Annotated in this window: 10 protein-coding genes; 6 read left to right on the top strand and 4 right to left on the bottom strand. The window is 35.2% G+C overall.

From position 1 onward, the window contains the following. Window positions 1-18 precede the first annotated feature (18 nt). The 3 genes from P2086_RS05080 to gatC all read left to right on the top strand — a co-directional run bounded on the left by P2086_RS05080 (window position 19) and on the right by gatC (window position 5,676). On the top strand, window positions 19-4,485 hold the full coding sequence (locus P2086_RS05080; RefSeq protein WP_317899356.1) for a LamG-like jellyroll fold domain-containing protein: 4,467 nt from the start codon (window positions 19-21) through the stop codon (window positions 4,483-4,485). A 152-nt stretch (window positions 4,486-4,637) separates the two neighbouring features. After that, window positions 4,638-5,384: a lysophospholipid acyltransferase family protein gene (locus P2086_RS05075; RefSeq protein ID WP_317899355.1), complete on the top strand. Its 747-nt coding sequence runs from the start codon at window positions 4,638-4,640 to the stop codon at window positions 5,382-5,384. Further along, a complete protein-coding gene (gene gatC, locus P2086_RS05070; protein WP_317899354.1) occupies window positions 5,374-5,676 on the top strand; it encodes an Asp-tRNA(Asn)/Glu-tRNA(Gln) amidotransferase subunit GatC in 303 nt (100 codons plus the stop codon). Before P2086_RS05075 ends, gatC begins: the two co-directional genes overlap by 11 nt. Before the next feature lie 26 nt (window positions 5,677-5,702). Here gatC and P2086_RS19120 read toward each other — a convergent pair whose 3' ends face one another. The 4 genes from P2086_RS19120 to P2086_RS05055 form a co-directional block, all read right to left on the bottom strand. Beyond that, complete coding sequence (locus P2086_RS19120; RefSeq protein ID WP_502547934.1) at window positions 5,703-5,978, bottom strand: CAMCR motif-containing small membrane protein; 276 nt, start codon at window positions 5,976-5,978, stop codon at window positions 5,703-5,705. A gap of 122 nt (window positions 5,979-6,100) precedes the next feature. Next, window positions 6,101-6,889 carry an enoyl-CoA hydratase/isomerase family protein gene (locus P2086_RS05065; RefSeq protein ID WP_317899353.1) on the bottom strand — a complete coding sequence of 263 codons (789 nt, stop codon included), beginning with the start codon at window positions 6,887-6,889 and terminating at the stop codon, window positions 6,101-6,103. 154 nt (window positions 6,890-7,043) lie between these two features. Beyond that, window positions 7,044-8,249 (bottom strand): BaiN/RdsA family NAD(P)/FAD-dependent oxidoreductase, encoded by a 1,206-nt coding sequence (locus tag P2086_RS05060; RefSeq protein WP_317899352.1) that lies wholly within the window; start codon window positions 8,247-8,249, stop codon window positions 7,044-7,046. Then, the gene (locus tag P2086_RS05055) at window positions 8,250-9,266 is read right to left on the bottom strand and encodes a helix-turn-helix domain-containing protein (RefSeq protein ID WP_317899351.1); all 1,017 of its coding nucleotides are present in this window, start codon (window positions 9,264-9,266) and stop codon (window positions 8,250-8,252) included. A 179-nt stretch (window positions 9,267-9,445) separates the two neighbouring features. On the opposite strand from P2086_RS05055, the gene P2086_RS05050 reads away from it, so the two are divergent. From P2086_RS05050 to mce, 3 genes are all read left to right on the top strand, one after another. Further along, the gene (locus P2086_RS05050; RefSeq protein WP_317899350.1) at window positions 9,446-10,888 is read left to right on the top strand and encodes an aldehyde dehydrogenase; all 1,443 of its coding nucleotides are present in this window, start codon (window positions 9,446-9,448) and stop codon (window positions 10,886-10,888) included. A 74-nt stretch (window positions 10,889-10,962) separates the two neighbouring features. Then, window positions 10,963-11,898: a J domain-containing protein gene (locus P2086_RS05045; protein ID WP_317899349.1), complete on the top strand. Its 936-nt coding sequence runs from the start codon at window positions 10,963-10,965 to the stop codon at window positions 11,896-11,898. Window positions 11,899-11,900: 2 nt separating this feature from the next. Then, window positions 11,901-12,305, top strand: a complete 405-nt coding sequence (gene mce, locus P2086_RS05040; protein WP_317899348.1) for a methylmalonyl-CoA epimerase — start codon at window positions 11,901-11,903, stop codon at window positions 12,303-12,305. The last annotated feature ends 39 nt before the right edge of the window (window positions 12,306-12,344 follow it).

Genomic DNA, 12,344 nt, shown 5'->3' with positions numbered 1-12,344 from the left:
CAAATAATTCATTTACCCATGAATAAAATAATACCCATTATTTTAAGCGTATTTTATTATTCTTTAAGTTGTCAAAATTTAGCGTCAAGTTTAACGGCGTGTTATGCCTTAGATGGAAACGCACTAGAGCCTATAAATAATCTAAATGGCACTTTAGGTTCTGCTGTTACTCCGACAGTAAATAGATTTAGTGTAACTAATTCAGCATATTTCTTTAATGGCACTTCCAACAGTTATATTGAACTACCTGACAATCCATTATTAAAGCCGTCAAATGCAATTTCATTTTCTGTGTGGCTTAAACCAAACTCGAATAGTGGCAGACATATTATTTATACAAAAAACAATCAAAGTTTTAATTTCGAAGCGTATCAATTATGTATTCTTCTCGGAAGTCCAGTATTTAGATTAAATAAGGCAAATAACTCAAATAATGACATTGCTGTATCATCCACAACTATAACACCTGGTACCTGGTATCATGTTGCAGGAAGTATCGACAACAGCGCTGTTAAACTATACATAAATGGCGTTTTAGAGGGTTCGGTTACAAGCACCTTTTCTGGATTTGATTATGAAGTAGGTAAAAAAGTATATCTAGGTGATTCGCACGAAACATTTTCTTATCCCTATTTAGGAACAATGGATAATTTGCGTTTCTACAACCGAACATTAACCGCAACTGAAGTAAACCTCTTGTATACTTCCGACCCAACTTGTGTCACACCACCAACTCCTCCAGCGCTAGCGTCTTTTACGTGTGCCGACACCGTTTGTGTCAATCAACTTTTTACACAACAAAACACGTCTACAGGACCTATTAATTCATATTATTGGAGCGCTTGCAATACAACATTAAGCCCAACTACTCTAACAACAAATTTTAGTAGTTCATCTTTAAGTAATCCTGTATTCATGTCTATTAACAAAGACGGATCAGATTATTATATGTTTGTATCCAATAATAACCCAGGTTCCCTTAGTCGAATTTATTATGGCACAAGTTTAAACAATACACCAACAGTAACAGCTTTAGGTACACTTGGTGGTAATTTGCCCATTAATGGAGAAGGAATTTGGGTTGAGAAAGAAGGTGCAAATTGGTACGGCTTGGTTATTGGCGGCACGTCGGGGGTAGATCGAATTTCGAGGCTAAACTTCGGAAACAGTCTTTCAAATACACCAACAGCAACTAATATGGGTAATATTGGCGGACTAAGTTATCCTCACAGACTTCAAATTATAAGAGCCGGCGGCAACGTATATGCATATACAGTTAATAGATCAGGCAATACACTTACACGATTTGATTTCGGAAACAGTATGGCCAATACTCCAACAGGTGCGAATCTTGGAAATATTGGCAATATGAACGCACCAAGCGATTTTTCAATAATTAATTATAACGGTAATTGGCATGCTTTTGTTTGTAATGATGGTAATGCTACAATCACTAGACTAGATTTTGGATCAAGTTTATTAAACATCCCATCAGGCTCAATTGTTAGTGTTAGTGGCGGCTCATTGGGGGGGCCTAGGGCTATTGCCGTTTGGGTAGAGTGCAATGGCATTAAAGGGCTTGTGCACAATCGATTTACGAACGTAGAATTTGAGATGAGTTTTCTAGCAGGGCCAACTGGACCTATTAACTTAACTTCTTTGGGGAATAATGCCAGTTTTAGCTTTCCTCATGGCTTAGAGCGCTATAGAGAAGGGGACGTTCTTAATAATTTCATCCTGAATATAAACTCTAATTCTATTTCGCGTATTAGTTCGTTGACGTGTAACTCTGTACCCTCTTCGACTTTACAAAACCCTGCAGCCATTAGTTTTACCGCACCCGGCACCTATACTTTAAATTTAGTTTGTAACGAAGGGCAGTATAATCAATCTTCTTTTTGCAAAGTAATATATGTTAGCCCGCCACCGAGTATTGTTGCCGTTAGTTCTCAAACTGCAATTTGTGCCGGCTCTTCAGCAAGCCTTAATTCCTCCGGAGCACAATCATATACTTGGCAACCGGGTAATTTATTTGGACCAACTATATTGGTTACGCCTTCAATTTCTACAATATATACCGTTACGGCTAATAGCTCAGTTGGATGTACAGGTTCTTCAACAATTAACATTCAAGTAAATGCTCTTCCTACACTAAGTGTAATTGCAACACCAAGTAATATTTGTTTAGGTACTCAGGCAGTTATTTCAGCTACTGGAGCCGCAAATTATTTATGGCAACCTGGCAACCTAACTGGCCCAAGTGTTACAGTTTCTCCTTCATCCTCAACAACATATTCAATCACAGGTTTAACCTCTTCAGGTTGTTCAAATTCCCTTACAGCACTTGTTATCATAAGTTCTAATCCAGTAATAAATGTTCTGGCAAATCCCAGCGTTGTTTGTGACAATAATTCAAGCACATTGACTGCAGTTGGTGCAGTTAATTACACCTGGTTTCCAGGAAATCTCAGTGGGCAAACAATTACCGTTTCTCCAAATTCCTTAACGGTATATACTGTATCTGGCTCGAGCGGTACCTGTACTGCCATAGGTCATGTTACGGTTGATATAGGCACAATAGTAAACATTGTTTCTTCGGGCAGTCTGTGTGGTAACTCTCCTGTTGCCTTATATACCTCATCAACAAATACCTTTACTAGTTTTAACTGGACCGGCCCTGGAATTATTGGACAATCGACAACACCAACAATTACGGTGAATGCCGCTGGTTTATATTCAGTAGCAGTTTCCAACTCTCTAACGGGTTGTTCGGGAACCGCAACTTTTCAAATAATAGGAGGCATTAATCCAATTATTCTTAATATAGTACCTTCATCTACAACTACCTGTTTTCCTGGTCCACCGGTAAATTTACTCGTCAGCGCTTCTGCAAATTTCACTTGGTTTCCAACTGCTGAAGTCACTCCGAACACTGGACCATTGGTTTCAGTTACTCCAAGTGTTACTTCGAGTTACAGTGTTTATGGCTCGCTAGGATCTTGCACCGGCAGCGCTGTTATTACAATATCTGTGAATGCAACACCAACTATGATAACTGCAAGCAATACCTTAAACGTATGTGAAGGTGGTTCTGTTTCACTGTTTGCAAGCGGAGCGACTGATTATGTTTGGTTACCTGATAATCTTTCAGGACCAACAATAACCGTAACGCCTCTCGTTACAACTGTATATACTGTAACTGGCGCAAATGGAAATTGTGTGTCAACAAAATTTTTACCGATTAATGTTTTACCATTGCCTGTAATTATTACTTCGGCTTCTAACAATTCTATTTGTATTGGCGGGTCTTCAACATTAACCGCATCAGGCGCTTCAACTGTGTTTTGGTTGGTTAGTGACCTGCCAGCAATTTCTTATTCTACCATTGTAAGCCCTTCGGTAAACACAACTTATAGTGTAGTCGGAACAAGTTCTGTCGGATGTACAAAAACAGCCACAATAACCATCAACGTCATTAATGCTTTACCTATTTCAATTAATAGTAGTCCGCCTCAAGCAATAATTTGCGCCGGTGAAAGTGTCACTTTAACCGCAATTGGTCCGTCAACCTTTACGTGGATGCCGGGAAATCAGCACTCTTCAACGATCGTGTTTACCCCAAGTGCTTCGCTCATATACAGCGTTGTTGGAGAAAATTCACTATGTACTAGCTCAGCAAGTGTTTTTGTGATTGTTGCTAATTGTTTAAATACTCCTTTTGGGGTAACGAACAATATTAATGATCCTGAAGAAATGAATGGAGGAATATTTAGGCTTCGTTTTACTATTACTGCTGTTAATAATTCTAATACAGAATTGAGAACGGTTAGTTTAGAAAATAATCTGGCGAAAACCTTTCAGTATCCTATAACATATACTATAGAAAGCAGTCCTAGAATAAATTCAACGCATAGTGCGCTAAGAGAAAATCCGGCATTTGATGGACGAGCAAATATAAATTTAACCATTCCTTCAACAAGCACTTTGCTGGCGAATAAAAGAGACACTTTAACGTTTACTGTAATGCTTAACCCAAATGGCTTTGCGGGCACACTCAAAAATTCTACAATTGGTTTTGGAACTGACATAAACAATATTGTATTAAGCGACAGTTCGAATAATGGATTTATCTGGGATCCAGACCAAGATGGAGATCCAACGAATAACAATGAGATTAGTTTAATTACATTGCATCTGATTGATTTGTTTATCCCAGATGGATTCTCTCCTGACGGCGATGGAATAAACGACTTTTTTATAATAAGCGGATTAAATGCGCGGCCAATTAAATTATCTGTTTTTAACCGTTGGGGGAACAAGGTATATGAGAAAGATAATTATGATAATTCGTGGGACGGCAGCATAAACACAGGCGGCATAAGTTTTGGCAACGGTAAAGTTCCAGAAGCAACCTATTATTATATTCTTCAATTTTTAGACGGAAAAAAAGAAATAAAAAACGGATTCATCGTTGTTAGGCGATAAATAAAAATCCTGGGCATTTTTTCAGTAGAATTTGTCTGATTTCCGGAGGCAGTGGGTTTTTCACAGGACTTGTTTACAACCTTTAATTTTATTTCCTGCAATTTGATAAACTTTCATTTTCAATTAATATCGTAACTTTACAAACTTCTTAAATGAAATTGTTTTTAGTTATACTGCGGCCTGTATGGAAAACCTGGTTTCTTCTTTGGTTCGTTGTGCCTTTTATTTTAATGTTCCCTTTGTTTTACTTTGGTTTGGTTACCAAAAGATTTGACTTTGTATTTAAACTAAAACGACTATGGGCAAGAATAATTTCTATCGGAGCGTTTATTTATCCGGTTATTAAGTATTCTTCCAAAAAATATAAATTACCAAAACCTTGTGTGGTTGTTTGTAATCATACGTCGTATCTGGATATTATTTTTATTCCGTTTTATACAGATCATACGGCGGTTTTTATGGGAAAATCAGAACTTTTACAAATCCCTTTATTCAAATATTTTTTTGTTTACTTAGATATTCCAGTTAATAGGCAGAGCATTAAAGATTCTCACAAAGCCTTTTCTGTTGCTGGAGAAAAAATAGATGAAGGTCTCAGTCAGATCATATATCCTGAAGGCACAATAAGTGAGCATGGAAAATTAAGACCATTTAAGAACGGAGCTTTTAAACTTGCTATTGAAAAACAAGTAACTATTGTACCAGTAGTAAATGTAAATAATTGGAAATTTTTACAAAATGGGGGCTTCTTAACAAGCAACGGCAGACCAGGTATACCAAAAATTGTGGTGGGAGACCCTATTTATACAACGGGTATGACAGAAGCAGATATACCTCAACTTAAGGAGAAAGTTACTACCTTTATTCATTCAGAATTAGAAAAAGAGAATGGCAAATAAAATAGATATTAAAACTGTAGATGAAATTGCTCACCTTGCTCGCTTAGAGTTTGATGAAACATCTAAACCTGAAATATTAAATGATATAAACCGGATGTTAAGTTTCGTGGATAAACTGAACGAACTTGATACAACTAATGTTGAGCCTTTGATCTATATGACCAACGAAAGAAATGTATTACGTGTTGATACGCCTGAAACAACGCTAACTCAAAAAGAAGCACTTAAAAACGCACCAAAAAAAGACAGTGATTATTTCAAAGCGCCAAAAGTAATTGAGCAAAACAGGTAAGCAATTAATAAAAACTGACATTAGTTTTAACCTTCAACTTCTGATTTAGAAGCCTTTCCGAATTTACTTCTCAAAAGTTGTATGATTTGTTTTCTGAAGATAAACATAATCATCAAGTAAGGCACAGCCATTAGATACAGGATTCCAGAATTAAGACTTCTAGCCATCGAATTAGGGTTATTCTTTAAAGAACTCTCCGCTGCCGATTTACACATAGCACATTGCGCTGAAAACTCTTCCTGAAAAATTGCCAGAAAAAGAAGTGTAAGAAATAATGGTAGATATTTTTTATTAGCCCGCACGATGTATTTATGCCACAAAGTTACAAAATTTAATGGGTTAATCCATTATTTATCAAGCGCCATTAAACCGTAAGGGTGTAAAAAAACCCAGTAAAACTGGGTCTTTTTATGATTTTTGTTATTTATTCGCCTTTAAATTCGGCTTTGCGTTTTCCTAAAAAAGCACTGACACCCTCTTTAAAATCTTTGGTGCCAAACGCTTTTCCAAATTCTTCAATTTCCACTTCGTAACCATTAAGGTTATTATTATAACCAGCATTAATTACTTTAATTGCTGTTTTAATTGCAGTAGGACTTTTAGTTGCAATTTTGTTTGTTATCTCAAAGCATTTATTTAATAATTCCTCTTGTGTGGTCACATAATTGGCAAGTCCCCATTTGTAAGCGTCTTGGGCATTAATCATGTCTGCTGTTACAATCATTTCAAACGCTTTTCCTTTTCCTAACAATTGCGCTAAACGCTGTGTGCCTCCGTAGCCTGGGATTAAACCTAGACTTACTTCTGGAAGACCCATCTTAGCATTTTCACTCACAACTCTTATATGACAAGCCATTGCAAGCTCAAGACCACCACCTAATGCAAATCCGTTTACAGCAGCGATAATAGGCTTACTAAAATTTTCAATAAAATTAAAAATCTTAAAATGTCCGATTGAGCTTAATTGTTTTCCTTCAGTAACAGAAAAATTCGCAAACTCAGCAATATCAGCTCCCGCAACAAAAGCCTTTTGTCCAGAACCAGTAAGAATTATGGCACGGATATCATCTTGGTTTTCAGCTTCTACTAATGTTTCATGAAGCTCTTCAATTGTTTGTTTGTTAAGTGCGTTTAATTTGTCTGGTCGGTTTATTGTAATAACCAATACACTATTTTTAATTTCACATACTATGTACTCGCTAGTTGCCACCATATTTGTTTTTTTTAAACTGGACAAATATAAAGTAATTGAGCTTAAAAAACAGGATACTTATTCACAGGTAGTGGAAAAGTTTTTATGGCAAAATTGTGAGTATTGGTGGCCAAAATAATGACAAGTGTTAGACAATCAACTAAGTTTTTATATATTAAAAAGTTACCGAATTTAAGCGGTCAGAAAGAAACTTTGCCATACTAAAACAAGACTGCAAAAGATAACCACCTGTAGGTGCATCATAATCAAGCATTTCGCCTATCGCATAACATTCTGGTAATTTTTTAAGCTGAAAATTACTGTCAATCTCCTTTAAGTCAATTCCTCCAATTGTAGAGATAGCATCTTCAATTGGACCGGTTTCAGTAATTAGGAGTTTAAATTCTTTTACTTTTTTTGAAAGAATTATATTATTTAAAAAATCTTCTTTAGAAAGATAACTTTTTAAAAGTTGCACATGAATATTACTGAGATTTAAATGTTTCTTAAGATGTTCTGTAATGTTTGTTTCTGAAGGTTTCGAATTTAATTTTTCCTGAATTTTTTCTAATGAAAGGTTTGGTTTAAAATCCAGAACTATTTCTGCTATCTTTTTTTCTTCTAGTTGTATTCTAATCTCAGGGCTTAAGGGATATATGCCACTTCCTTCAATGCCTGTTTTTGTGAGAACAATTTCACCCAAATGTATTTTACCGCCACAAGTAATGCTTATGTTTTTTAAAACTTTACCTTCTATTTTTGATACGATTGCATCAGGCCAGTTTATTTTGAAAGAACAATTGCTTGCCTTGAAAGGATTTATTTGAATTCCCTTTTCTTTTATTAATGCGGTCCATATTCCATCGCTTCCTGTAACAGGCCAGCTGGCGCCACCTAAACAAAAAATAATAATATCACTTTTTATTTCTTTTAATACAGAACCACTTTCAAAGTATAAGATGTTTTCGTGTGAAAATTTTTTTAAAGTATGTTTAGTGAAAATTTCAACTTTATTTTTCTTAATCTTATTTAAAAAAGTATTGAGAACTTCGATTGGTTTGATACCTCTTGATGGAAAAACTCTCCCACTCGATCCAACAAACGTAGTAATACCCAGTTCGTTTAACCATAAAATAAAATCCTTATTAGAAAAATGTAAAAACGAATTTTCAAAAAATGAAGCCGGTGTATAACGTGTAATAAAGTTTTTCTGATTTTCAGAATGCGTAAGATTTAAACCTCCTTCGCCTGCAACTAAAAATTTTCGCCCTAAGGCTCCGTTTTTTTCATAAATAGAAACATCGAATTTGGCCGTATTTAATTCGCAAGCCAGCATCAGCGCACAGGCACCTCCGCCAACTATAGTCACTTTTTTTTTCAACTAGTAGTTTTGTGCTTTTTCTATAAATGAGTCAATACGTTTAAACATCTGACTAAAAAATTGGTAGCGTTGTTTTTCGCTAACACCACTTATTAAAGTACTCTTTTTTTCAAGGTTCCGCATCCAGTGTTCTGTTTCATCACAAAATTCCGGATTATTAGTTGTGAGGGAGTTTATAGTGTTAAAAGAAATGTAAGAAAATCTCGCATCCCCCATAATAATGTAAATACAATTTGTGCCTAATACAACCTCGCTATTATAGAGACTATAAGTTTCTTCTTTATCACTTATATTTTTTCTACCACTTTCTGCGTTTCTATGAACCATTTCGATCATTTTACGGTATTCAGCAAAAAGTTCAAGTGCTATTTCTTTTGTTAGAATTCCACTGTCAAGATAAAATCGTATTTGTCGTAAGCCTGTGTATACTGTTTCATCTGTCCATACCTCCGTACTTGGAACGGTAAGGTATTCCTGATAAGAATTATGCGCTAAATTAACCAGGTGTTCAGGAACGATACCATATTCAAATTTGATTTGTTGGTAATCTGGAATATTTAACACGCTTCTTTGCCAGTAAAACAATTTAAAATCAGTAAGCTTTTTTGTGTAAAATGAATAGAAAATAGGAATTTCTTCTGCTACATAATAAATTCTTTTATTTTCAAATTTATTAATGGTTTTTAAATGACTGATAAGGCGAACAAGGTAACCTTCAAAATTTTCAGCGCTATCAGTTAACTTTGTGTATGAAAATGTAACTTTATCTCCCCTAGTACTAAAAACTTCGTCAACACTAATTTCGTATTTCTTGGCAATTTTAAAGATCTCGTCGATTGTTAATTCTGTTTCACCTCTTATTCTGCGATAAGCACTGTCGGTACTAACCTTAAGCACATCTGCCATTTCTTCGGCGAGTCCCATTCCTGGCGGTAAGACTTGTTTAAAATGGCTTATAAACTGACTTTGAATATTGTTGTCTGATTTAACGGATTTTAAAGTCTTTTTAGCTGCCATACTAATTTTGCAATTGAATATAAAGATATTAATTATTAAGAATAAAGCAAATTAAGCTTAAAAGAGAAAATAAAAGGCGCTTTTGTAACAGCACTTTCAGGCCATTAAAAGATATTCTATAGCATACTTATTTTGTTTAAAGCGCTTAAAGCTTTAATTTTATAGCTTACATTAAGCTTATGCAACACATTAAAAATTATATCAACGGTCAGTTAATTGAGCCAGTTTCAAAAACATATCTTGATAACTACAATCCTTCTAATGGAAAAGTATACTCTTACATTCCTGATAGTGATGGAAAAGATGTTGATTTAGCTTATGCTGCTGCAAACGCGGCTTTTAAGGAATGGAGCACAACACCAAAAGACAAGCGTTCTTATTATCTTTTGAAGATCGCCTCACTTATTCAAAAAAATCTCGATAAACTTGCGCTTGCAGAAAGCATTGATAACGGAAAACCTGTTAAACTTGCAAAAAGCATAGATATTCCTAGGGCTGCAGCTAATTTCCATTTTTATGGAACAGGCATATTACATTATTCTTCTCATGCACATGATATGGAAGGAAGTGCCATTAATTATACTTTGCGTCAGCCAGTAGGTGTTGCAGGTTGCATTTCACCTTGGAATTTACCATTGTATTTATTTAGTTGGAAAATTGCTCCGGCTCTTGCCGCGGGTTGTACAGTAGTTGCCAAACCTTCTGAAATAACACCCATGACTGCTTATCTTTTATCTGAGATTTGCATTGAAGCAGGTTTACCAGCGGGTGTCTTAAACATAGTGCATGGACTCGGTGGTAAAGTTGGAAACGCGATTGTAAGTCATAAAGACATTCCACTTATATCTTTTACTGGCGGCACAGTAACTGGTAAGCATATTGCTTCCATTGCAGCACCAATGTTTAAAAAAATGTCATTGGAATTAGGTGGTAAAAATCCTAATATCATTTTTGCAGATTGTGATTATGATAAAATGTTAACCACAACTATTAATTCTTCTTTTTCAAATCAAGGTCAAATTTGCCTTTGCGGATCTCGTATTTTTGTGGAACGTAGTATTTATGAAAAATTTAAAAAGGATTTTGTTGCAAAAACTAAAACCTTAATTGTTGGAGATCCTCAAAATGATAAAACAAGAATAGGTGCCATTGTTTCTAAATCACATCAAGAAAAAATATTGAGTTATATTGAATTGGCGAAAACGGAAGGAGGAACAATTCTTTGCGGCGGCAAAAAACATTCTGCACCTGGAGAACTTTCTGAAGGGTATTATTTGGAACCAACTATTATTGAAGGTTTGAAATATGATTGTCGCACAAATCAAGAAGAAATTTTTGGGCCTGTTGTTACCATCACTCCCTTTGATACTGAAGAAGAAGCTTTAATGATGGCCAATTCGACTATTTACGGTTTAGCAAGTATTGTTTGGACAGAAAATTTAACTCGCGCGCACCGCATGGCAAATGCTATTCATGCGGGCATTGTATGGATTAATTGTTGGTTACTTCGTGATTTACGCACACCCTTTGGTGGTGTTAAAGCTAGTGGCGTAGGAAGAGAAGGGGGGTTTGAGGCGCTTGATTTTTTTACTGAACCAAAAAACGTTTGTATTAAATTATAGAAAACCACTTTCTGAAATTTTTAATAAATTTATTACTCTTTCCGTTTGTTATAATATGAACGGGCGCTGAGCAGTTGACAAATTACTACGAAATACTGGGATTAAATTCAAATGCTGGAATTTTAGAAATAAAGTCCGCTTTTAGGCAACTCGCTAAAATTTATCATCCGGACAAAAATCCAAATGGTATCGAATATTTCAGCAAGATTTTAAAAGCTTACGAAACCTTATCCAACCCTACTCTAAAGGCGACCTATGACTACAAACTCCATTATAGTCAAGCGCAAACACAGTCCGAACAGAAAGTAAAGACTACCAAAAACTGGAAGTTCAATGAGCGCGAGCTTAAACGACGCCAATATTACAACGACCATATAAAAAAGTACGCTAAACAAACAGCTAATTATATGGCAGAAGCAGAGAATAAAAAAAATTATAACGAATTCAAATATATACTATTTGCTACACCACTCGCTGTTTTACTCTTTCTTCTTATCATGCACCTTGCAACACGCGATCATGAAGAAGCAATACAGACAAGTAAAGAGCATAGTCTTATAGAAACGGTTAATAGTACTGTTGAGGTGAAAGAAGTTTCTGATCTTAAACTCGGTGACGAGCCCTATACCAACGTTTTCGGTCTTCCAAAATACGATACACTAGATAATAAAACCCTTGTTGTAAAAAACCTGAGCGGAGTAGAAACAATTGTTTGTTTGTTTTATAAAAATGATTTTATCAGAAGTTTTTATCTGAAAGAAAACATTTCCGCCACAGTAACGCAACTACCAAAAAAGCCACTTTTTATATACTATTGCTCGGGGTCTAATTTCGATTATTCTAAATACCTCACACCTTCTGAAGTGAATGGCGCCTTTACAAAAAACTTAAAGTTTTACAAAAGCGTTAAAGAAAATAAACTAAATTCACTCAATGAATTAACCTTACTGCAAGGAGTTAACGAAGGCTTTGAACAAATTGATGAAAGAACATTTTTTAAAAAGGATTAAGAATGATACAAAAAATAGAACACATTGGCATTGCGGTTAAAAATATTAATGACAGCAATACACTCTTTAAAAAACTATTCGGAAAAGAACATTATAAAATAGAAGCTGTAGAAAGTGAAGGCGTAAGCACCTCTTTTTTTATGCTTGGGGAGACTAAAATAGAGTTAGTTGCGGCCACAAACGAAACGAGTAGCATAGCAAAATTTATCGAAAAAAAAGGCGAAGGCATTCACCATATTGCTTACGCTGTAGATAATATTGAATTGGAAATGGAGCGCTTAAAAAAAGAAGGTTTTGAATTAATTAATCAACAGCCTAAAGATGGTGCTGATAATAAACGGATTTGTTTTTTACATCCAAAATCAACTAATGGTGTTTTAGTGGAACTTTGTGAAGAGAAGAAATAATTTTTAACGTTTATTTATAGATTTTATTGAAATTAGCGC

The organism is Aurantibacillus circumpalustris (genome assembly GCF_029625215.1).
In the GTDB taxonomy this organism is placed as follows: Bacteria; Bacteroidota; Bacteroidia; order B-17B0; family Aurantibacillaceae; genus Aurantibacillus; species Aurantibacillus circumpalustris.
This window is presented reverse-complemented; position numbering and strand designations above follow the sequence as displayed.

Bases quoted from the DNA above. Each gene is read 5' to 3' on its own strand.
- P2086_RS05080 (WP_317899356.1), top strand. From the start codon at position 19: ATGAATAAAATAATACCCATTATTTTAAGCGTATTTTATTATTCTTTA.
- P2086_RS05075 (WP_317899355.1), top strand. From the start codon at position 4,638: ATGAAATTGTTTTTAGTTATACTGCGGCCTGTATGGAAAACCTGGTTT.
- gatC (WP_317899354.1), top strand. From the start codon at position 5,374: ATGGCAAATAAAATAGATATTAAAACTGTAGATGAAATTGCTCACCTT.
- P2086_RS05065 (WP_317899353.1), bottom strand. From the start codon at position 6,889: ATGGTGGCAACTAGCGAGTACATAGTATGTGAAATTAAAAATAGTGTA.
- P2086_RS05055 (WP_317899351.1), bottom strand. From the start codon at position 9,266: ATGGCAGCTAAAAAGACTTTAAAATCCGTTAAATCAGACAACAATATT.
- P2086_RS05050 (WP_317899350.1), top strand. From the start codon at position 9,446: ATGCAACACATTAAAAATTATATCAACGGTCAGTTAATTGAGCCAGTT.
- mce (WP_317899348.1), top strand. From the start codon at position 11,901: ATGATACAAAAAATAGAACACATTGGCATTGCGGTTAAAAATATTAAT.